At 68.2% G+C, this 21,344-nt stretch carries 24 protein-coding genes; 17 read left to right on the plus strand and 7 right to left on the minus strand.

Annotation, left to right across the window (positions count from 1 at the left end):
• Positions 1–16: 16 nt before the first annotated feature.
• Entirely contained in the window at positions 17–229 is a 213-nt protein-coding gene (locus ACP690_RS04870) for a DUF559 domain-containing protein (RefSeq protein ID WP_426260481.1), read from the plus strand.
• Here the strand turns inward: ACP690_RS04870 and dnaA are convergent.
• Entirely contained in the window at positions 226–1,650 is a 1,425-nt protein-coding gene (gene dnaA, locus ACP690_RS04875) for a chromosomal replication initiator protein DnaA (protein ID WP_426260480.1), read from the minus strand. The two genes, ACP690_RS04870 and dnaA, sit on opposite strands and share 4 nt — an antisense overlap.
• A gap of 93 nt (positions 1,651–1,743) precedes the next feature.
• Between dnaA and ACP690_RS04880 the strand changes: the two genes are divergently transcribed.
• Complete coding sequence (locus tag ACP690_RS04880) at positions 1,744–1,905, plus strand: hypothetical protein (protein ID WP_017978393.1); 162 nt, start codon at positions 1,744–1,746, stop codon at positions 1,903–1,905.
• A gap of 176 nt (positions 1,906–2,081) precedes the next feature.
• On the opposite strand, the gene rpsT is transcribed toward ACP690_RS04880, so the two are convergent.
• Both rpsT and mutM read right to left on the minus strand, forming a co-directional pair.
• The gene (rpsT, locus tag ACP690_RS04885; protein ID WP_017978392.1) at positions 2,082–2,345 is read right to left on the minus strand and encodes a 30S ribosomal protein S20; all 264 of its coding nucleotides are present in this window, start codon (positions 2,343–2,345) and stop codon (positions 2,082–2,084) included.
• Between the two features lie 239 nt (positions 2,346–2,584).
• Positions 2,585–3,400 carry a bifunctional DNA-formamidopyrimidine glycosylase/DNA-(apurinic or apyrimidinic site) lyase gene (gene mutM, locus ACP690_RS04890; RefSeq protein ID WP_426260479.1) on the minus strand — a complete coding sequence of 272 codons (816 nt, stop codon included), beginning with the start codon at positions 3,398–3,400 and terminating at the stop codon, positions 2,585–2,587.
• 57 nt (positions 3,401–3,457) lie between these two features.
• On the opposite strand from mutM, the gene ACP690_RS04895 reads away from it, so the two are divergent.
• Genes ACP690_RS04895 through ACP690_RS04930 form a run of 8 tightly spaced genes read left to right on the plus strand, consistent with a single transcriptional unit; the run spans position 3,458 to position 10,181 of the window.
• A complete protein-coding gene (locus tag ACP690_RS04895; protein WP_426254912.1) occupies positions 3,458–4,204 on the plus strand; it encodes a class I SAM-dependent methyltransferase in 747 nt (248 codons plus the stop codon).
• 43 nt (positions 4,205–4,247) lie between these two features.
• Positions 4,248–5,783, plus strand: coding sequence for a 2-polyprenylphenol 6-hydroxylase (ubiB, locus tag ACP690_RS04900; protein WP_017978389.1), 1,536 nt, complete (start codon positions 4,248–4,250; stop codon positions 5,781–5,783).
• Positions 5,765–6,907 carry a hypothetical protein gene (locus ACP690_RS04905; RefSeq protein WP_426260478.1) on the plus strand — a complete coding sequence of 381 codons (1,143 nt, stop codon included), beginning with the start codon at positions 5,765–5,767 and terminating at the stop codon, positions 6,905–6,907. Before ubiB ends, ACP690_RS04905 begins: the two co-directional genes overlap by 19 nt.
• Entirely contained in the window at positions 6,904–8,085 is a 1,182-nt protein-coding gene (gene coaBC, locus ACP690_RS04910) for a bifunctional phosphopantothenoylcysteine decarboxylase/phosphopantothenate--cysteine ligase CoaBC (RefSeq protein WP_426254914.1), read from the plus strand. The genes ACP690_RS04905 and coaBC overlap by 4 nt, the downstream gene beginning before the upstream one ends.
• Before the next feature lie 53 nt (positions 8,086–8,138).
• Positions 8,139–8,522: a VOC family protein gene (locus tag ACP690_RS04915; RefSeq protein WP_426260477.1), complete on the plus strand. Its 384-nt coding sequence runs from the start codon at positions 8,139–8,141 to the stop codon at positions 8,520–8,522.
• A gap of 48 nt (positions 8,523–8,570) precedes the next feature.
• A complete protein-coding gene (gene dut, locus ACP690_RS04920; protein ID WP_294214820.1) occupies positions 8,571–9,014 on the plus strand; it encodes a dUTP diphosphatase in 444 nt (147 codons plus the stop codon).
• Positions 9,011–9,406 (plus strand): hypothetical protein, encoded by a 396-nt coding sequence (locus ACP690_RS04925; RefSeq protein ID WP_426254916.1) that lies wholly within the window; start codon positions 9,011–9,013, stop codon positions 9,404–9,406. The genes dut and ACP690_RS04925 overlap by 4 nt, the downstream gene beginning before the upstream one ends.
• Positions 9,407–9,428: 22 nt before the next feature.
• Entirely contained in the window at positions 9,429–10,181 is a 753-nt protein-coding gene (locus ACP690_RS04930; RefSeq protein WP_426254917.1) for a HesA/MoeB/ThiF family protein, read from the plus strand.
• A 4-nt stretch (positions 10,182–10,185) separates the two neighbouring features.
• Here the strand turns inward: ACP690_RS04930 and galU are convergent, their stop codons facing one another.
• Complete coding sequence (gene galU, locus ACP690_RS04935) at positions 10,186–11,055, minus strand: UTP--glucose-1-phosphate uridylyltransferase GalU (protein ID WP_017978382.1); 870 nt, start codon at positions 11,053–11,055, stop codon at positions 10,186–10,188.
• Between the two features lie 87 nt (positions 11,056–11,142).
• On the opposite strand from galU, the gene wecB reads away from it, so the two are divergent.
• From wecB to ACP690_RS04965, 6 genes are all read left to right on the plus strand, one after another.
• A complete protein-coding gene (gene wecB, locus ACP690_RS04940) occupies positions 11,143–12,279 on the plus strand; it encodes a non-hydrolyzing UDP-N-acetylglucosamine 2-epimerase (RefSeq protein ID WP_426260476.1) in 1,137 nt (378 codons plus the stop codon).
• Complete coding sequence (gene wecC / locus ACP690_RS04945; RefSeq protein WP_426254919.1) at positions 12,263–13,561, plus strand: UDP-N-acetyl-D-mannosamine dehydrogenase; 1,299 nt, start codon at positions 12,263–12,265, stop codon at positions 13,559–13,561. Before wecB ends, wecC begins: the two co-directional genes overlap by 17 nt.
• A gap of 85 nt (positions 13,562–13,646) precedes the next feature.
• Positions 13,647–14,408 carry a metallophosphoesterase family protein gene (locus tag ACP690_RS04950; protein WP_426260475.1) on the plus strand — a complete coding sequence of 254 codons (762 nt, stop codon included), beginning with the start codon at positions 13,647–13,649 and terminating at the stop codon, positions 14,406–14,408.
• Between the two features lie 233 nt (positions 14,409–14,641).
• A complete protein-coding gene (locus ACP690_RS04955) occupies positions 14,642–14,869 on the plus strand; it encodes a hypothetical protein (RefSeq protein ID WP_017978378.1) in 228 nt (75 codons plus the stop codon).
• Between the two features lie 489 nt (positions 14,870–15,358).
• A complete protein-coding gene (locus ACP690_RS04960; protein ID WP_241891983.1) occupies positions 15,359–16,342 on the plus strand; it encodes an aspartate carbamoyltransferase catalytic subunit in 984 nt (327 codons plus the stop codon).
• On the plus strand, positions 16,339–17,559 hold the full coding sequence (locus ACP690_RS04965) for a dihydroorotase (protein WP_426254923.1): 1,221 nt from the start codon (positions 16,339–16,341) through the stop codon (positions 17,557–17,559). The genes ACP690_RS04960 and ACP690_RS04965 overlap by 4 nt, the downstream gene beginning before the upstream one ends.
• Positions 17,560–17,584: 25 nt before the next feature.
• Here ACP690_RS04965 and ACP690_RS04970 read toward each other — a convergent pair whose 3' ends face one another.
• From ACP690_RS04970 to ACP690_RS04980, 3 genes are read right to left on the minus strand one after another with little or no spacing between them, the layout of a single operon-like run.
• Positions 17,585–18,892 (minus strand): SPOR domain-containing protein, encoded by a 1,308-nt coding sequence (locus ACP690_RS04970; protein WP_426254924.1) that lies wholly within the window; start codon positions 18,890–18,892, stop codon positions 17,585–17,587.
• Between the two features lie 46 nt (positions 18,893–18,938).
• Positions 18,939–19,373, minus strand: a complete 435-nt coding sequence (locus tag ACP690_RS04975; RefSeq protein WP_426254959.1) for a hypothetical protein — start codon at positions 19,371–19,373, stop codon at positions 18,939–18,941.
• 25 nt (positions 19,374–19,398) lie between these two features.
• On the minus strand, positions 19,399–20,121 hold the full coding sequence (locus ACP690_RS04980) for a ParA family protein (RefSeq protein WP_043059038.1): 723 nt from the start codon (positions 20,119–20,121) through the stop codon (positions 19,399–19,401).
• Positions 20,122–20,272: 151 nt separating this feature from the next.
• Here ACP690_RS04980 and ACP690_RS04985 point away from each other — a divergent pair, with 151 nt between their 5' ends.
• Positions 20,273–21,286, plus strand: a complete 1,014-nt coding sequence (locus ACP690_RS04985; RefSeq protein ID WP_426260474.1) for an SPOR domain-containing protein — start codon at positions 20,273–20,275, stop codon at positions 21,284–21,286.
• Positions 21,287–21,344: the final 58 nt, after the last annotated feature.

A 21,344-nucleotide genomic window follows, 5' to 3' on the forward strand; every position in this document is an offset into this window, starting at 1 on the left:
CTTCGCTGCGCTCGCAATGACGAACCAATCCTGTCTGCACGGTCATTTCGATCCGCCGCAGAAGGCTGCGGCTTCAGCCTACCTCCCGGCGCACGGCTGGACGATCCTCCGCTTCTGGAACGGCGACGTGCTGGATAACCTCGACGGGGTCTATGCCGCGATCCTCACGGCGGTAGCGCAAGCGGCCACCCACCCCCGGCCCCTCCCTTGCAGGGGGGGGAGGACCTAGGCTTCCAATTCCCGCATCAGCGTCCGCACCGCCGCATCGATATCGCGATCCTGATCGCGCAACTCCTCGATCTTGCGCACCGCGTGGATGACGGTCGAATGGTCGCGTCCACCGAACTTGCGGCCGATCTCGGGCAGCGAGCGGGTCGTCAGGCGCTTGGCAAGATACATGGCGATCTGGCGCGGGCGGGCGACGGCGCGGCTGCGGCGCGCCGACACCAGATCGAGCGGCTTCAGCTCGAAATGCTGGCTAACGAGCTTCTGGATCTCGTCGATCGTCACTCGCCGCTGCGCCCCGCGCAACACATCGCCCAGCGTCGTCAGCGCGAAGTCCAGGTCGATACGGTCGCCGGTCAGCTGCGCATAAGCGATGACACGGTTCAGCGCGCCTTCCAGCTCGCGGATGTTGGCGTGGATGCGCGCGGCCAGCAGGTCGAGCACCTCTGCGGGAACCTTTGCCTCGGGCAGGTCTGCGAGTTTCCTGTCCAGTATGGCACGGCGCAACGTGAGGTCGGGCGCCTTGATGTCGGCGACGAGGCCGACCGACATGCGGCTGATGATCCGCGCCTCGACGCCGTCCAGCGCTTGCGGGCAGCGATCGGCGGAGATGACGAGGCGCCGGCCCGCCCCCATGATCTCGTTGATCGTGTGGAAGAACTCTTCCTGCGTCGAATCCTTGCCGGCAATGAACTGCAGGTCGTCGATCAGCAGCAGGTCGGCGCTGCGCAGACGCTGCTTGAAGGCGTGCGTGTCGCGGGCGCGGAGCGCGCTGACGAAATCGAACATGAAGCGTTCGGCCGACATGCACAGCACCGTCGCGTCCGGATGCTGCGCCAGAAACGCATGGCCGATCGCGTGCATCAGGTGCGTCTTGCCCTGCCCCGTCCCCGAATGGAGGAACAGCGGGCTGAATCGCGGCACGCCCGGTTCGGCCAGCGCGCGCGCGGCATTGAAGGCGACGCGGTTCGCCGCATCGACGACGAAGCGATCGAAGGTGAAGCGCGGATCGAGCGGCGGTCGCTCGGCGCGCGGTGCATCACTGGCGACGACGGCGGGGGCCGGCTGCACGAACGGCAGTACCGCGGCGGGCTGCGGGGCGGGGGTCGCAGGCGCCTCGGCAACCAGCTTCACCAGCGGGGCCGCCACACGCGTCTCGATCGACACGCTGCGCACGCCGGGCAACAGCGCGCGAAATTCCAGCATCAGCCGGTCCGCATAATGGTTGCGGACCCAGTTGGTCATGAAGGCGGATGGCAACGCGAGGCGGATCGCGTCGGGATCACCGTCCTCGATCAGCTCCATCGGCTTCAGCCACTGTTCGAACAACCGCGCACCGGCCGATTCGCGCAGGTTGCTGCGGACGCGCGCCCAGGCGCGTTGCGCCTCGCTCTCCGTCACCGCCGCTACCTGCCGATCGTTCAACGCACGCCCCTTCGTTACCGGAAGCGACGCGTGTCACCCCAGTGGCTGTAGTTCAGACAGACAGATCCCCCTTACGACCACCGGCCGTTCGGCATGCCCACGCTGTTCAAGTCCCCGCTGGCCCAGAACGGCGCCGCGGTGAAGGCGAGTTATGAAGCCTTGCCCGAGTCGATCAAGCCCCCCGCAGGTCACATTCCTGAAATAAAGAGGATTGACAGCCCTCCGCCCGCGGAAATGCGTTCGGAAATCTTATAAGCCGTTGATATTACGCCATTAATTCACACAACCAGACCCGAGGCGACGACGGACTCGCGGCACGAATCGCGGTGAGTCCTGCCTTTCACTTTTCGTTCCAAACCCATCCGTTTTGGGCATCAAAAAAGCCCGCCGGGATGGTCCCGACGGGCTGATTTGCGGACGTGAAGGACGGCTCAGGCGAGCGCGGTCACGGCCTTGGTCAGACGCGCGAACTTGCGGCTTGCGGTGTTCTTGTGCAGCACGCCCTTGGCGACGCCACGGGCCAGCTCCGGCTGGACGGCCGACAGCGCCGTGGTCGCCGCAGCCTTATCGCCCGAAGCAAGCGCCGACTCGACCTTCTTGACGAAGGTCCGGATGCGGCCGACGCGGTTGCCGTTGATTTCGGCGCGGCGTGCGTTGCGACGGATGCGCTTCTTGGCTTGCGGCGTATTCGCCATTCGGTACGTCCTTGCGAGTAATGTGGTCAGTGTAAAAGAGGCGCCGGGAACACCCTACGCCGTCTCGAAGGCAGCGCACTTAGCGATTGCGGGAGGCGGGGTCAACCGTTTCGCCCCTCTTTCGTCATCTCGGCGCACGCCGGGATCCATGGACTGAGCGCCGCCAACGATGTGGCCCCGCCTCATGGACATCGCCACCATGGATCCCGGCATCCGCCGGGATGACGAAGAAAGTGGCGTCAGTGTTTCTGACACTTCGGACAATAAAACGTCGACCGCCCACTATCCACCCGGCGCTGCACCGTCCCGCCGCATGCGCACGGTTCCCCCTCGCGGCCATAGACCAGGAATTGCTTGGAGAAATACCCCAGCTCGCCGTCAGGCCGGGCATAGTCGCGCAGCGTCGATCCGCCGGCTTCGATCGCCGCGAGCAAAACGTCGCGGACCGCCACGGTCAGCGCCTCGAGTCGCTTCGCTGAGATCTGCCCCGCCGGCCGCGTCGGCGAAATCCGGGCGACGTGCAGCGCTTCGCACACATAGATGTTGCCGAGGCCCGCAACGATCCGCTGGTCGAGCAGCATCGCCTTGATCGGCGCCGCGCGCCCCTGCAACACGTCGTGGAGATACGCGCCGGTAAAGCCATCCCCCAGCGGCTCCGGCCCCATCGCCGCAAAGGGCGGATAGGCGTCGATCACCGCCGTCTCCCACAGATCGAGGAAACCGAATCGCCGCGCATCGTTGAGCGCCAGGCTGCGCCCCTCCCCCGTCTCGATCAGCAGATGGTCGTGCGCGAGTCGCTCGGCCGGGTCGACGCGCCAGCGCCCCGACATGCCGAGGTGAAAGATCAGCGTATCGCCGCGATCGGTATCGATCAGCCCGTATTTGGCCCGCCGCCCCAGCGCCGTCACCATCGCGCCCGTCAGCCGCTGGCGCAGATCGACGGGGATCGCCTTGCGCAGATCGGCACGACGCGGCTCGACATGGGTCAGGCGCTGACCGGCGAGCACGGGGGTCAGCCCGCGTACGGTGGTTTCGACTTCGGGAAGCTCTGGCACGCCGCCAAAGCTAGGTAGCGTTTGCTCCCGCCACAAGCCACGGCTAGGGCGGGTGCCATGACCGATACCGCCCCCACCGGAACCGTCTCCTTCGGCTACGAAGATGTCGCGCCGGACGAAAAAACCGCCCGCGTCGGCGGCGTCTTTTCCAGCGTCGCCAAGAACTACGACCTGATGAACGACGCCATGTCGGGCGGCATGCACCGGCTGTGGAAGGACCGCTTCGTCCGCCGTCTGCAACCGCGCGAGGGCGAGCAGGTGCTCGACATGGCGGGCGGCACCGGCGACATCGCGTTCCGCATTGCGGAATCGGGCGCGTCGGTGACGGTCGCGGACATCAACCCCGATATGCTCGCGGTCGGCATGGAACGCGCGGCCAAGCGCGGGCTCGACAGCCTCGTGTGGACTGAGGCAAATGCCGAGACGCTGACCTTCCCGGACAGGTTCTTCGACGCCTATACGATCGCTTTCGGCATCCGGAACGTCACCGATATCCCCAAGGCGTTGCGCGAGGCGCATCGCGTGCTGCGCCGCGGCGGCCGCTTCTTCTGCCTCGAATTCTCGACCACCACATGGCCGGGGTTCAAGGAAGTATACGACGGCTATTCGCACAAATTGGTGCCCAAGCTCGGCCAGTTGCTGGCGCAGGATGCCGACAGCTATCGCTATCTGATCGAATCGATCCGCCGCTTCCCCGACATGCCGACGTTCAAGGGCATGATCGCCGACGCCGGCTTCGTGCGGACGAAGGTGGAGCCGATCATGGGCGGCCTTGTCGCGATCCATTCGGGCTGGAAAATCTGATGGCGCACCGGCCCTGCTCCTCCCGGACGGGAGGGGCGCTCGCGTGACGACCTCCGTCGTCCATATCTGGCGACTGCTGAAGTGGGGCCGCATCCTCGCGCGCCACGGCGCGCTGCGCGGGATCGAGCAGGACCGCAACACGCCTGCCCCCGTCCGCCGCCTCGCCCGCGTCGCCCGCTTCGGCGCGCGGGTGCCGGCGACGCCGCGCTACGCCGATGCCTTCCAGGCGATCGGCCCCGCCGCGATCAAGCTCGGCCAGACGCTCGCGACCCGACCGGACCTCGTCGGCGACGTCGCGGCCAACGACCTGCTGCGCCTGCAGGATCAGCTGCCCCCCGTCCCCTTCGACACGATCTGCGCCGCAATGGAGGCCAGTCTCGGCCGCCCGCCGAGCGCCGTCTTCGCCCAGATCGACGAAACCCCCGTCGGTGCCGCGTCGATCGCACAGGTCCATCGCGCGATCACAACCGATGGACGGCAGGTCGCGGTGAAGGTGCTGCGCCCGGGCGTCGAGGCGGATTTCACCCGCGCCATCGACACCTATCAATGGGCCGCCGCACAGCTCGAAGGGCTCGGCGGCGAGGCCAAGCGCCTGCGCCCGCGCCTGACGGTCGAGAATTTCCGCCGCTGGACGCTGCGCGAGCTCAACTTCCAGCGCGAAGCCGCCTCCGCCTCCGAACTCGCCGAGGCGATGACCGCGGAACCCGATTTCGTCGTCCCCGCGATCGACTGGCAGCGCTCCTCGACGCGCGTGCTGACGATGGAATGGATCGACGGCATCAAGCTGTCGAACCGACAGGCGCTGATCGACGCCGGCTATGACGTCAAGAAGCTCGCCAACACCTTGGTACAGGCATTCCTGCGCCAGGCGATCGCCGAGGGCTTCTTCCACGCCGACATGCACCAGGGCAATCTGTTCGCCCTGCCCGGCGACAAGATCGCCGCGATCGATTTCGGCATCATGGGCCGGATCGACCGGCGGGCGCGGGTGTGGCTGGCCGAAATCCTCTACGGCCTGATCACCGGCAATTATAAGCGCGTCGCCGAAATCCATTTCGAGGCGGGCTATGTTCCCGCACACCACAATGTCGCCGAGTTCGCGACCGCGCTGCGCGCCGTGGGCGAACCGATGCGCGGACTGCCGGTGAAGGACATGTCGATCGGCATGATGCTCGACGGCCTGTTCAGCATCACCCGCGATTTCGACATGGTGACGCAGCCGCACCTGCTGCTGCTCCAGAAGACGATGGTGATGGTGGAGGGCGTGGCGACCAGCCTCGACCCCGATATCAATTTGTGGGAATCGGCCGCGCCGTTCGTGCGCGAATGGATCCGCACCGAACTCGGCCCCGAAGCCGCGATCGCGGATCGCCTGATCCAGGACGTGCGCACCATCGCCGGCCTGCCAGAACTGATCCGCCGGATCGAGGCGCGCTACCCCGCCCCCGGCGGCGAGCCCCCCGCCCCCCCGCTGCGCGAGATCGAGGTCGTGCGCATCGGCGGCGGCTGGCGCTATGCCGCGGTCGCCGTGCTGACCGCCTGCGCCAGTGTGGCGGCGACATGGCTGGTGCTGCACTGACGCCGATGCTGCGCCGGCCGCTCGTCCCGCTCTGGATCGCGCGCCCGTCGCGCTTTGCCGGGCTGAACGTGCGCGATGCCTGGTTGGTGGTGGTCGCGCTCGTCGGCCTGCTCCTCGCGACGCTGCTGGTCTTCGCAACGCCCGTTCCGGCCGCGGCGACCGACGGCGCGCGGGCCACCGACGGTCAGACCGACATCGCCTTGTACGATGGCATCGTCGAGACGGTGCGCCACGGCGCATCTTATTATCCTGCCGCGATAGACGCGATGCGTGCGGGCGACTACCCGCTGCGGCCCTTCGTCACCGTGCGACTGCCGACGCTCGCCGTGGTGGAAGCAGCCCTGCCCGGACCTCTTGTACTGGTGCTGCTCGATCTGCTGGCGGCGACCGTCGTCGTCGCCTGGTGGGTGCGGCTGCGCGGCGTATTCACGCGCCTTCCGCCGCGGATCGTCACGATGATGCTGCTCGCCGCGGGGCTGATCCCCTTCGTTCAGCCGAGCCTGTCCGCCTTCCACGAAATCTGGGCCGGCCTTCTCCTGGCGCTGTCGCTCGCGCTCTACCGCAGCCGCGATCCGCTGCCCGCCATCGCCATCGGGCTTGCCGCCGCGGTGATCCGCGAGACGGCGGGGCTGTACCTCATCGTCATGCTGGCGATGGCGCTGGTCGAGGGACGCGGGCGTGAGGCGATCGGCTGGGCCATCGCCTGCGTGCTGCTCGCCGCGGTCCTGGCCCTCCATGCGCATGCCGTCGCCGCCTTCATCCGCCCGCTCGATCCCGTGTCGCAGGGATGGTCGGGACAACTCGGCTTCGGCTTCTTCGTGCGGACGATGACGCTGTCGACGGGGCTGGCGCTGTTGCCGATGTGGCTGGCGGCCCCTCTCGTCGGCCTGTCGCTGTTCGGCTGGGCGGCGTGGCATACGGGGCTGGGCCTGCGGATCGTCGTCCTGCTCAGCGGCTATGCGTTGGTGCTGAGCGTCTTCGGGCGGCTCGACACCTTCTATTGGGGCCTGCTGATCGCGCCGCTACTGCTCGTCGGCCTCATCTTCGTGCCCGATGCGCTGCGAGACCTGTCGAGCGCCGTGTTCGACCGGCGGCGGATCACGGTGAAAAGGATCGTGCGATGAAACGTGTCCTCCTGATCGTCGGCGGCGGCATCGCCGCGTACAAGGCGTGCGAGCTGATCCGCCTGCTCAGGAAGCGCGGCCATGCGGTGCGCTGCGTGATGACGGAGGGCGCGAGCCATTTCGTCACGCCGATGACGCTGGCGGCGCTCAGCGAGGATCAGGTCTACACCAGCCTGTGGGACCTGAAGGACGAGGCGGAGATGGGCCATATCCAGCTCAGCCGCCAGGCCGACCTGATCGTCGTCGCCCCCGCGACCGCCGACCTGATCGCGCGCATGGCGGCGGGGATCGCCGACGATCTCGCGACCACGCTGCTTCTGGCAACCGATACCCACGTTCTCGCCGCGCCCGCCATGAACGTGAGGATGTGGCAGCATCCCGCCACGTCGCGCAACGTCGCGCAGTTGCGCCGCGACGGCATCACGGTGCTTGAACCCGACGAAGGCGCGATGGCCTGCGGCGAATATGGCCCCGGTCGCCTGCCCGAACCCGAAGCGATCGCCGCCGCCATCGACCGCGCGCTCGCCCCGGCCGATACGCGCCTTTCCGGGCGCCATATCCTCGTCACCGCGGGACCGACGCATGAGGCGATCGATCCGGTACGCTACATCGCCAATCGCTCGTCCGGGAAGCAAGGCTTCGCCATCGCCGGTGCGCTTGCGGCACTGGGGGCCGAAGTGACGCTGGTGGCGGGCCCGGTTGAACTCGCCACGCCGGAGGGCGTCAGCCGCGTCGACGTGGTGTCGGCACAGGATATGGCGGACGCGGTGATGGCCGCACTCCCCGCCGATGCCGCGGTGATGGTCGCCGCGGTCGCCGACTGGCGCGTCGAAGCCGCGCCGCAGAAGGTCAAGAAGGGCAACGCCCCGCCTGCGCTCACCCTGACCGAGAATGTCGATATTCTCGCCACGGTGGCGCAAGGGCCGAACCGCCCCCGTCTCGTCGTCGGCTTCGCGGCAGAGACCGAACAGGTCATCGACCACGCCCGCGCCAAGCGCGATCGCAAGGGGGCCGACTGGATCGTCGCCAACGACGTGTCGGGCGATGTCTTCGGTGGTGATGCCAATACCGTGCATCTGGTGACGGCCCAGGGCGTCGAGTCGTGGGAACGGATGGGCAAGGACGCGGTCGCGCTCCGGATCGCAGACCGCATCGCCGATGCGCTTATCCGTTCTTGATACGTTCCGATTCGTTTGATAGCCTCTCCCCCTGACACAACGGGAGACGACGCATGAACCCGTACGTGACGCTGGGTGCCGCCGATACCGACGTGGCGCATGCTTTCTACGATGCCGTGCTGGCGACGATCGGCTGGTCGGCGCATGCCAGCTTTCCCGATTGGCGCGGCTATTCGGCGGGTGGCAGCGGCGACGGCCTGACGCTGTGGATCTGCAAGCCCTTCGACGGAGCGCCGGCAACCGCGGGCAACGGCACGATGATGGCGCTCGGCGCACGGACGCGCGACGAGGTCGACGCCTTTCACGCGGTGGCGATGGCGCATGGCGCGCAGGATGAGGGCGCGCCCGGCCATCGCGAGCATTACGGTCCCGATTGGTATGCGGCCTATCTGCGCGATCCGACGGGCAACAAGCTGGCCATCGTCCACAACGGCTGATCGTGCCACATTCGACAAGCCCCGCGCCGGGGCGCTAAGAGCGACGCCATGACCGCCATGACCATCCGCATCCAACGCCTACCCCATGGCGAAGGCCTTCCCCTGCCCGCTTATGCCACCGATGGCGCCGCGGGCATGGACGTCGTGGCGGCCGAGGCATTGACCCTGGCGCCCGGCGCAAGGGCGGCGGTCGCGACCGGCTTCGCGTTCGCGATTCCCGAAGGCTTCGAGGTGCAGGTGCGCCCGCGATCGGGGCTCGCGCTGAAACACGGCATCACCTGTCTCAACACGCCGGGCACGATCGACAGCGATTATCGCGGCGAAGTGAAGGTGATCCTGATCAATCTGGGCGACGCCCCGTTCCCGATCGCACGCGGCGACCGGATCGCGCAGATCGTGCCCGCCCCCGTCCAGCGCGCGGCACTGGAAAGTGTTGAAATTTTGGAGGATACTGCGCGGGGCAGCGGAGGATTCGGGTCCACCGGACGATGATGATCGCATGGTTCCTTGCAGCGCAGCTTGCCGTGGCATCGCCCGCACCGATGCCGCCGCAGGATTGGAGCACCTTGCGACCGCTGCCCTTCGCCCGGGCTGTCGATGATGGCATGACCCTGTCCGCGTTCGTGCGGAGCGAAGTGCAGGCCGGCCGATGCACCGCCGCGATCCAGACAGCCGCGGGCTGGACGCTCAAGGTCGATCTCGCGGTCTTGTTCTCCGCGGCGTCCCAGCCGCGACGCATCGTCCCCCGCGCCATCGGTTGCCCATCGGTCGAGCAATATTCCGCCGGCCTCGTGTCGAGCATGATGCGCAACGGCACGCCCGTCGGCACGGTCGATCCCGGCAACTGGTATCGCACCAGCCTGACCTTCTCATGGCCGCAATGACGCGCCGGTCGAGCCGCTCCGCGTGATCCTGTCGGACGCCGAACTCACCCGCTACGCCCGCCATATCATCCTGAAGGACGTGGGGGGCGCGGGTCAGCAGCGCTGGAAACAAGCGCACGTGCTGGTGATCGGCGCGGGGGGGATCGGCTCGCCTGCGATCCAATATCTCGCCGCCGCCGGGATCGGCACGCTGACGATCGTCGACGACGATTCGGTCGATCTGTCCAACCTGCAACGCCAGACGATCTACACGACCGGGGACATCGGCCATCGGAAGGCCGAGACCGCCGTCGCCGCCGCCCGGCGGCTCAACCCGCATGTCGAGGCGCATGCGGTGTGCCAGCGGATCGATGCCACCTCAATCGCACCCCTGGTCGCGGACGCGCACGTCGTTCTGGACGGCTGCGACAATTTCGCGACGCGGCTGGCCGTAGCGGACGCCGCTTACGCCGCACGCGTGCCGCTGGTGTCGGCGGCAATCGGCCAGTTCGACGGACAGCTCGGCGTGTTCCGTGGCTGGGAAGCGGACAAGCCCTGTTATCGCTGCTTCGTCGGCGACGATCCCGAACGCGCGGGCGTCAGTTGCTCCGAAGACGGCGTGTTGGGGCCGATGGCCGGCATGATCGGCAGCTTGGCCGCGCTCGAGGTATTGCGCGCCCTACACCCCTTTGGCACGGACGCGGCCGGCAAGCTGCTGCTCGCCGACACGCTCGACCTGCGCTTCCGTACCCTGTCGCTCCCCAAGGATCCCGGTTGCCGCACCTGCGGCGGCTGACGGATCAGCCGAGCAGCATCTGCGCGAAACTGCGCACCGCCGGGCCGATGTCCGGCCGCGCCAGCGCGAGCGCGAGGTTCGCCTGGATATAACCCGCCTTGTCCCCGCAATCGTAACGCGCGCCATCGAAGGTGAAGCCGTGGAACGGCTGCTGGCCGATCAACTGCGCCATGGCGTCGGTCAGCTGGATCTCGCCCCCCGCACCCTTTTCCTGGCGCTCGAGGATGCGCATCACTTCGGGCTGCAGAATGTAGCGGCCGGGGATCATCAGGTTCGACGGCGCGGTGCCCTTTGCCGGTTTTTCGACCAGCGCCGTGACCTCGGTCAGCCGCCCGTCTACTTTGCCCGGCGAGATGATGCCATATTTGTCCGTCTCGCTGTCGGCCACTTCCAACGCACCGACGATATTGCCGCCGACCTTGTCATAGGCCGCGACCATCTGGGCGACGAAGCCCGGCGTGCCGACCATCAATTCGTCGGGCAGCAAAACCGCGAACGGCTCGTTGCCGACGATCTCGCGCGCGCACCAGACAGCGTGGCCGAGACCTAGAGGCTCCTGCTGGCGGATATAGACCGGGCTGCCCGGCTTCATGCGCGTGCCATCGACGATCTCGAGGCTCTTGCCCCGCGCGCGCATCGTGTCTTCCAGTTCGTAGGCGATGTCGAAATGGTCTTCGAGCGCGTGCTTGCCGCGGCCCGTGACGAAGATGATCTGCTCGATCCCCGCCTCGAGCGCCTCGTCCACCGCATATTGAATCAGTGGCTTGTCGACGACCGTCAGCATCTCCTTCGGCATCGCCTTGGTCGCCGGCAGGAACCGGGTGCCGAGGCCTGCGACCGGGAAAATCGCCTTGCGTACGCGCTTGATCGTCATCAGTGCCCCTAAATCCGGCATGACGCCGCAGAAAAACGGCGCCAACGTTTACTCGCTTGTTAACGGGCGCCGCACTAACCTTCGGCAATGACTACGACAAGCCGCCCCCGAACTTTGGTCATCTTCGGCACCCGCCCGGAAGCGATCAAATTGTTCCCGGTCGTCCAGGCGCTGCAACAGGTCGATGGCATGGACGTCGTCACCTGCGTGACCGCGCAGCATCGGGGCTTGCTCGATCAGGTGCTGGCGATCGCAGGCCTCACCCCGGATGTCGACCTCGACCTCATGGAGCCGGGCCAGTCGCTCGACCGGCTGACCGCGCGCCTCCTGACCGCGCTGGGCGAGGTAATGGATCGCGTCGCCCCCAACCGCGTCATCGTCCAGGGCGATACCGCGACCGCCATGGTGGGAGCGCTGGCAGCCTATTATCGCAAGATTCCCGTCGCGCACGTCGAGGCCGGGCTACGCTCCGGCAATATCTATCATCCCTGGCCCGAAGAGGTGAACCGTCGCATCGTCGCGCCGATCGCCGACCTGCACTTCGCGCCGACCGAGACGGCGGCGGCAGCGTTGGCGCGCGAGAATGTGACGGAGGGCGTCCATGTCACGGGCAACACCGTGATCGACGCGCTGCACTGGACGCGCGCGCGCATCACCAAACAGCCGGACCTCGCCAGCGATCTTGCCACCCTGCTCGCGCGCTTCGCCGGCAAGCGGATCGTATTGGTCACGACGCATCGCCGCGAGAATTTCGGCGACGGCATGGCGGCGATCGGGCGGGCGATCGCGCGCATCGCGGCACGGCCGGACGTAGGTGTGCTCTTCCCGATGCACCCCAATCCCAACGTCGCGGCCGTCATGGACGCCGTTTTGCCCGCCGCCCCGAACGTCGCGCGGATCGCGCCGCTCGATTATCCGCATTTCATCCGCGCGCTCGACGCCTGCACGATCGCACTGACCGACTCGGGCGGCGTGCAGGAGGAAGCACCCGCATTCGGCAAGCCCGTGCTGGTGATGCGCGACACGACCGAGCGGCCGGAAGGGCTTGCAGCGGGCACCGCACGCCTCGTCGGCACCGACGAAGAGCGCATCGTTTCCGAAGTGTTCACCCTTCTCGACGACAAGGCGGCCTATACCGCCATGGCCCGCGCCCACAATCCGTTCGGCGACGGTCATGCCAGCAGCCGGATCGCAAGGATCGTCGCCGATGGTTTCGGACTCTGAATTGAAGGTCGTCGTCCTGGGGCTGGGCTATATCGGCCTGCCCACCGCCGCCGTGATCGCGCGCACCGGCGCGCGCGTGCTGGGCGTCGACGTCACGCCATCGGTGGTCGAGACGGTCAATTCGGGCCGCGTGCATATCGAGGAGGTTGACTTGGACGGCCTCGTCTCCGGCGTGGTCGCCCGCGGATCGCTGCGCGCCTCGCTGACGATCGAGCCGGCGGACGTCTTCGTCATCGCGGTGCCGACGCCCTTCGCGGACGATCACGCGCCCGACATCCGCTTCGTGCTCGACGCGGCGACGACGATCGCCGCCGTGCTGAAAGCGGGCGATACGGTAATCCTCGAATCGACGTCGCCGGTCGGGACGACCGAGCGAGTCCGCGACCTGCTCGCCCAATTGCGCCCCGACCTGCGCGTGCCCGGCCGCGCCGGCGAAGCCGCCGACGTCGCCATCGCCTATTGCCCGGAACGCGTGCTGCCCGGCCGCATTCTCGTCGAACTCATCGACAACGATCGCGTGATCGGCGGCATCACCCCGCGCTGCGCCCGCAAGGCGCTGACCTTCTACCGCCGCTTCGTCCGCGGTGCGTGCGTCACCACCAATGCCCGCGCGGCGGAGATGACGAAGCTCACCGAAAACGCCTTCCGCGACGTCAATATCGCCTTCGCCAACGAACTGAGCCTCGTCGCCGATACGATGGGCGTCGACGTGTGGGAGGTGATCCGCCTCGCCAACCGCCATCCGCGCGTCAATATCCTGCAACCCGGCCCCGGCGTGGGCGGCCATTGCATCGCGGTCGATCCCTGGTTCCTGGTCCATGCCGATCCCGCCAACACGCCGCTGATCCGCACCGCGCGGCTGGTCAACGACGGCAAGACCGATCACGTCATCGCCCAGGCCGCGGCGCTGATCGAGGCGCATCCCGGCGCGCCGGTGGCGTGCCTGGGCCTCGCGTTCAAGGCGAATATCGACGACTTCCGCGAGAGCCCGGCGCTCCGCGTCGCGCAGGCGCTCAGCGAACGGTTCGGTGCGCGCGTGAGGATCGTCGAACCCTATGCCGACCGCCTGCCCCCCGCGCTGGAAGCCCATGGCGCGACGCTGATCGACATCGACGCGGCCATCGATGCCTGCCCGATCATGATCGTGCTGGTCGATCATGACGTGTTCCGATCAGTGCCGCTGGAGGAGCGCGCCGACAAGCTGGTGCTCGATACACGCGGCATCTGGCCGGACCAGCCCGCCCCCCGATCGGCGCGCGACGCGCTCCGCCTCGCCGGGTAGGCACCGCCCGTCAGGCGCGGTTCAGGGTGTTGCCGCCACCGATGCGGCGCCCTATCTGCCCTGCCTGCTCGACTGACGGGATTTCATGCTCAAAAAGTTGTTTCAGGGGCGCCGCGCGGCGGCCGCTCCCACTCCTGCGATCCCGGATGGCGAACGCGTCTATGCGGTGGGCGATATCCATGGCTGCGACGACCAGCTGAGCCGCCTGCTCACCGCGATCGACGCGGACGACGCGGCGCGCGGGCGCGCGCAAACGACGTTGATCTTCCTCGGCGACCTGGTCGATCGCGGCCCGGCCTCGGCGGGTGTCATCGGGCGGCTGTACCGTCTGGCCGCAGACCGCCCCGCCACCCGGTTCCTGCTCGGCAATCACGAAGAGGTGTTCCTCGACGCGCTGAAGGGCGACCCGAAGGCGCTGCGCATGTTCTGCCGCATCGGCGGGCGCGAGACGATCCTGAGCTACGGCGTCGATTCCACCGAGTATGACCGGATGGACTATGACGAGCTGCATCAGGCGATGCAGCGCCATGTGCCGGCCGCGCATCAGGCGTTCGTCGAGCGATTCGAAGACCTGATCGTCATCGGCGATTATGCCTTCGTCCACGCCGGCGTCCGACCCGATACCGATCTGTCGGCCCAGCGCAGCGCCGACCTGCGCTGGATTCGCAAGCCGTTCCTCGATCACAGCGGCCCGTTGGAAAAGGTGATCGTCCACGGCCACACGATCAGCGAGGATGTCGACGTGCAGGGCTATCGCATCGGCGTCGATACGGGCGCCTACCAGACTGGCCGACTGACCGCGCTGGGACTGGAGGGCGCCGAGCGCTGGACCGTGCAGGTCGGCTGACGGGCTGAAGGGATACTCTGGCCCGGTCAGGCGTTGTTGGCGCGGCATATGGGGGGGTTCATGCCGGACCGACCCCTGCTATGACCGCGGAGACGGCATCATCCGGTGTCGTATGAAATGCTGTCCGCGAGCGTAAACGGCCGGCGTGAGTGGTTGTCTTGTTTACCTGTTTATGGCAGGGCGACCGTGACGAACATGAAGAGGGAGTTTTTATGCGTCTTGGGAAGTATCTGATGGCCGCTGCGGCCGCGACGATGGCTGTTGCTCCGGCGGTTGCCGCTCCGGCGAACCCGGCGGCGAGCCTGTCGGTCGCCAAGTCGGTCCGCACCGGTTCGGTGTCGGGCAAGAAGAACGAGCTGGCCGGTGGCGGCATCCTGATCGCCGTTCTGGCGGTCGCTGCCGTGGCTGCTGGCATCGTCGTCGTCGCTGACGACAACAGCGGCAAGGCCGACAGCAACTAAGTTGCTGTGACAACTTCGGTTGGGAAATAGCGGTCTTCGGGCCGCTATTTTGTGGCTGCTGGCATCGTCGTCGTCGCTGACGACAACAGCGGCAAGGCCGACAGCAACTAAGTTGCTGTGACAACTTCGGTTGGGAAATAGCGGTCTTCGGGCCGCTATTTTTTTGCCCGCTGTCTGCCGCCCGGTTCGCGGCTAGTGCATGATGACGTGGCGTTCATCCCGCTTTTCCGTTCGCCCTGAGCCTGTCGAAGGGCGGGACGCCACAGGCGAAGTCGGCACTTACGGGCACCTGTGCTTCGACAGTGAGCCAGGTGAAATCATCCCCCGGATGGTTTCAGCCGAGCCTGGGGGGCTCGGCGGCCTGCTCACCAGCACGATCGGTTCTATATGTCAGCCGGCTCTAGCCCATGGCGGCGGGGTATCGTGATGATGCGACCACGGCCCTTCCCGGTTGCTCCTGCCCCGCGCGCCCGCTAACCGGGCGACTTGATGCAAGCCTCCGATCACAGCCCCGCCGCCCAGCTTCCGGGCGGCGCCGTTTTCCCGCACCGGCACCTGACCGGCATCGACGGCCTTCAGCCGCATGAGATCGCCTTTCTGCTCGACGAAGCGGAAACCTGGATCGCCGCGAACCGCAACCATGCGGCGCCCGACAAACGCCTCGACGGCCTCACGCAGATCAACGCCTTCTTTGAAAACAGCACGCGCACGCTGCTCAGCTTCGAAATCGCGGGCAAGCGCCTGGGCGCGGACGTCGTCAACATGCACGCCGCGCAGTCGAGCGTGAAGAAGGGCGAGACGCTAATCGACACCGCGCAGACGCTGAACGCCATGCGCGCCGACGTGATCGTCATCCGCCACATGGCGAGCGGTGCGGTGCGGCTGATCGCGGACAAGGTCGACTGCCCGGTGCTCAACGCCGGCGACGGCCGCCATGAACATCCGACGCAGGCGCTGCTCGACGCGCTGACCATCCGCCGCCGCCGTGGCAGCATCGCCGGCCAGCGCGTGGTGATCTGCGGCGATGTGCTGCACAGCCGCGTCGCGCGATCGAACATCCTCGCGCTCACCGCGCTCGCCGCAGAGGTCCGCGTCTGCGCACCCTCGACGCTGATGCCCAGGGCGATCGAGCGGATGGGCGTCACCCCCTTCACCGATTTCGACAAGGCGCTGGTCGGCGCCGACGTCGTCATGATGCTGCGCGTCCAGAACGAGCGGATGGCAGGCGATTATATTCCGTCGAGCCGCGAATATCGGCTCCGCTACGGCCTGACGCCGGAGCGAATCGCACGGCTGCCCGACGCGTTGGTCATGCACCCCGGCCCCATGAACCGCGGTGTCGAGATCGATTCGAGCGTCGCGGACGGGCCGCAATCGGCGATTACCGAACAGGTGGAGATGGGGGTGGCGGTGCGCATGGCCTGCCTCGACGTCCTCACCCGCCGCGCGCGCAAGGTGGAGGGCTGGGCATGAGCGTGATCGGCTTCATCAACGCCCGCCTCGCCTGCCCCACCGGCGGCGTCCGCGACGGCAGCCTGCTGGTCCGCGACGGCGCGATCGTCGCCAGCGGTACGATCGACGTGCCCGCCGATGCGACGATCGTCGATTGCGGCGGCAAGACGCTCAGCCCCGGTATCGTCGACCTCGGCGTATTCCGCATCGATCGCGCCGCCTTCCGGGCGGGCGGCATCGTCCGCGTCGCGCTGATGCCGGATGGCAATCCGGTGCTGGACGATCCCGGCATCGTCCAGCGCGCCGCACTGATCGGCAAGCCCGACCTGTGGATTCACCCCATCGCCGCGGCAACGCGCGGTCTGGCCGGGGCCGAGATGGCGGAAATGGCGATCTGCGCCTCCGCGGGCGCGCGTGCGGTCGGCACGGGTCGCGGCTGGATCGCCGATTCGGGCGTCATGCTGCGCGTTCTCGCCTACGCGCGTGACCTCGACATCGCCGTCGTCGCCCATGCCGAGGATGGCGCATTGACCGCGGGCGCCGTCGCGACCGATGGCGAGACGGCGACGCGGCACGGCCTGCCCGCCGCCCCCGCGATCGCCGAAGCCTTGGCCGTCGCGCGTGACCTGATGCTGGCGGAGGAAACCGGCGCCCGGCTGCACATCCGGCAGGCGACCACCGCTGCGGCCTTCGACCTGATCCGCGCCGCCAAGCGCCGCGGGGTCCGCGTCACCTGCGGCATCACGCCCGCCCATCTGCATCTGTCGGATATCGCGATGAGCGATTTCCGTACCTACGCCCATGTCTCCCCGCCGCTGCGCAGCGAGAGCGACCGGCAGGCCGCCCGCGCCGCGATCGCGGACGGGACGATCGACGTGCTGTGCTCGGGCCACGATCCGCACGGCCCGGAGGCCAAGCGCCTTCCCTTCGTCGATTCGGCGGCCGGCATGGCGGGCGCGGAGACGTTGCTGCCGCTGGGGCTCATGCTGGTACGCGACGGGCTGCTGCCGCTCGAACGGCTGCTGGCGATGCTGTCGGTCAACCCTGCGCGCGTGCTGGGACTGGAGACGGGCACGCTAGCCGCCGGGCAGCCGGCGGACCTGATGCTGTTCGATCCGGAAACGCCGTGGCAGGTCGATGGCACCGCCTTCGCCTCCGAAGGCAACACACCCTTCGACGGCCTGCCCGTACAGGGCCGCGTGCTCCGCGTGTGGAAGGGCGGACGCGAGATCGCCTAGGCGACCCGCGCGCTCCGCTTGCCCGTCAGCGCGACGCCAATTGCACCGGCGTGCGCAGCCATTGCGCGATGCGATCCCCCGCCTCGCGGCGGACGAAGCAGGCGCCGCCCTTGGCGCGATAGGCGCGGCACATCTGCACCGCCGCATCGCGGGTAAAGCCACCCACCGACAGACGGTACAGCGACCCCTGTTCGGCGGCGAAGCGCGCGCCCGTCGGCTGATGACCGGACAGCGAGGCGAAACGGCGCGTCGCATTGGCCCAGCCAGACCGGGCCACCGCCGGGTTGCTGAACGCACCCAATTGGACGAACCAGTCGCCCGCCGGCGCGGAGCGGACGAGCGGCGTCGCCGCAGGCACGTCCTGCACCACATGGCGCTGACCGCTGGCGGCAAGTGCCAGCTTGGCGGGGGTGGCATCGGCGCGGATCAGCATCGTCGGCGCTGGCTGCACCGCATCGTGCTGCGGTGGGAGGTCGACCTTTGCGAATTGGACCACCGGTGCGGGCGCCTCAGCGGCAACCGGCGTGGGCGTCTCGACCGCGGCCGTCTGCACCGGCGCATCCGGGATCGGCGTCACCGGCGTCGGCGCGTTGAGCGCCAGCGCCACCGGCCGGCCCGTATCGGCAACCGGCCGCACGCCGAGCAGGCTCGCGACCTGATCGGGCGCGCCCTTCGGCTGGGTGAAGGCGGCCCATTGCTCCATGCGCGCGTCGAGATCGGCGGACGACATATCCGCCGCCGCGGCGATCCGGGCCATGTCCCAGCGCCCGGCGAGCGCATAGCTCAACGCGAGGTTCTGGCGGATCTTCGCGGTCGCGCCCGGCGCGCGCGCCGCAGCGTCGAGGATCGTGATCGCGCCCGCCGGATTGCCGGCCAGCGCCGTGGCGAGGCCCAGGTCGGCCGCGGGGATATCCTTGGCATGGGCATCCAGCGTCGCGCGCGCCGCAGACCAGTCGCCCGTCGCGATCTGCGCGAGCGCGAGGTTGAGCGCGGCCTTGCCGTTGCCCGGCATCAGGTCGACGACATCGGCAAAGGTGTCGCGTGCCGAAGCGAAGCGCCCTGCCTGCAGATAGCCCTGGCCGAGCAGCATGCGATAGCCCGCGTCGCGCGGTGCCTGCGATACCGCGCTCTCAGCATAGGCCACTGCAGACGGGTCCCGCGTCGCCAGCGCGCGCGCGGCCTTTTCGGCGTCGCGATGCGCCGCCTTGGCGGTACGCGCCGCCGCGCGGTCGCTCGCCTTGGCAAGGTGATTGCCCGTCGCGGTGCAGCCGACCATCGTGCCGCCGAGCACGAGCGCGGACAGGCCGAGCGACAGGATGAGACGCGGTGTCATCGGATAAACCCCCAGTGTTTCGCGACCCTGGTGCGGTGCGGCCGGGTCATGGCCGAGTCCTTGCGCGCGACAATTGCGCGACGAGCGTATCGACCTCGGGCACCGCGACGAGCAGCGCGTCGAGGGCGTCGGTCAGCAGATCCTGTGCGGATCGATCGGTGATGGCGCTCGCCAGCCGCAGCCGCAGATGCCGATCGGCATCGATGCGCAACGCCAGGGCCGCCTGCCCTTCGGTTGGCGTCTCGCGCCGGATGCGCTGGGCTGCGGCAAGGGATACCTCGGCAACGGCGGCGGGTCGGCCGATTTGCGCCTCGAGCAGGTCGCGCTGGACGAGCACGGGTGGAACGCTGTCTGCCGCCCCCATGTCGTTCCAGCCGAGGTCATCGCTCTGGCTGGGGGGAAAGCTCATCAGCGCGCCGCTGCGCATCGCCGGCCGCGCCTGTCCCTTGCGGGCGAGCAGGCCGGACGACAAGGCCGCCATCGGCTTGGGCGAAGCGGTCACGCGATCAGCCCCCGATCACCCGGCGACCGAAGCCACCACCCGCCGGACGCGCGCCGAAACCGGCATGGCCCGACGCATTCGGCACGCTGAACACGGTCCGGCGGAAATTCTTTTCCAGCCGGTCGGCGACAAACGTCCACAATTCCGTGATCTCTGCCGCGGATCGTCCGTCCGGGTCGACCTCCATCACGGTTCGGCCATCGATCATCGATGCCGCGAAATCGGTGCGCTGGTGAATGGTGGTGGGGGCGACGGTGCCGTGCTGCGACAGCGCGATCGCGGCCTCGCTGGTGATCCGGGCATGCGGCGTCGCGCCGTTGATGACGAACACCACCGGCTTCCCCGCCCGCTCGCACAGATCGACGGTGGCACCCACGGCGCGCAGATCGTGCGGGCTGGGCCGCGTCGGCACGACGACGAGTTCGACGACGGCGATGACGCTCTGGATTGCCATGGTGATCGCCGGCGGCGTATCGATCAGCGCCAGCTTGAATCCCTGCTGCCGCAAGACTTCCAGGTCGGCCTGCAACCGCGCGACCGTGGTCTGCGCGAAGGCGGGAAAGTCGGCGGTCCGCTCGTTCCACCATTCGGACAGGCTGCCCTGCGGGTCGATGTCGATCAGCACGACGGGACCATTGCCGGCCATCTGCGCCTGCACGGCGAGATGCCCCGACAAGGTCGTCTTGCCCGACCCACCCTTTTGCGATGCCACCGCGAGGACGCGCATAGCTTCCCTTCGAACCGTCCAAATCTGTCGCGATACCTGTCAGATCGAGGCTAAGAACCGGTTAATGGGACGGTGTGCGGCGATCCCACTTTGCCTTGCGCCGTCTGGCGGGGCATGGTGGCGGCAACACGGGATCAAAAAGGGCAGCGGAATGCGGAACTTCGGTGGACTCGCACGCGCGGCGCTGGCGGCGGGCATGGCGCTCGCCACGCCGGCGGGCGCGCAAAGCGTCAAGGCGGGTGTCGACGCCTGGGGTCGCGGCGATTACGATGGCGCGGTCGCACAATGGCGCGGGCCGGCGGTGGCGGGCGACGCCGATGCCCAGTTCAACCTTGGCCAGGCGTATAAACTCGGCCGCGGCGTGCCGGTCGACCCGGCGCTTGCGGAAAGCTGGTTCCGCAAGGCGGCGCTCCAGGGCCATTTTCAGGCGCAGGACAATTACGGGCTCGCGCTGTTCCAGTCGGGTCGCAAGGCCGAGGCTGCGCCGTGGCTGGAAAAGTCGGTCGCCCGCGGTGAGCCGCGCGGGCAGCTGGTGCTCGGCACGATGCTGTTCAACGGTGACGGCGTGCCGCGCGATTATCCGCGTGCCTATGCGCTGATGACGCTGGCCTCGCAGGCCGGTCTGAAGGCCGCGTCGGAAACGCTGGCGCAGATGGACCAGTACATCACCCCGGCCGATCGCGAGCGCGGCACGGCGCTGGCGCAGCGGTATCGCGACGAGTTGCGCAATGCGCCGCCTGCCGGCCAGCGCAATACCGCCGTGGCGACGACCACCGTGCCGCCCTCCCGCACGGTCGAAACGCCCCGTCCCGCCAAGACGCCGCCGCGCAAGCCGGAGGACGTCATCCCGCCGCACCAGCGCTCGCCCGATCGCCCGGTCAACGACCGGATCGCGCCGCATGAGCCGATCCGCAAAGCGCCGGCCGCCGCCGCTGCTCCCGCCGCCATGGGCGGATCTTGGAAGATCCAGCTCGGCGCGTTCAGCACCCAGGCGAATGCCAGCACGCAATGGGCGCGCGTCCGCGGCAAGCTGGGCGGCGCGCAGCCCGTCTACGCGAAGGCGGGCAACGTGATCCGGCTGCAGGCCAGCGGCTTCGCCAACAAGGTCGCGGCGCAGAAGGCCTGCGCGGCATCGGGCGTGTCCTGCGTGGTGGTGGCGCCCTAACCTCGGCGAGGTTCGGGCGGCCTGCCTTCCCCGTCACCCCGGACTCGTTCCGGGTGAC

The organism is Sphingomonas sp. DC4900 (genome assembly GCF_049896485.1).
In the GTDB taxonomy this organism is placed as follows: Bacteria; Pseudomonadota; Alphaproteobacteria; order Sphingomonadales; family Sphingomonadaceae; genus Sphingomonas; species Sphingomonas aquatilis.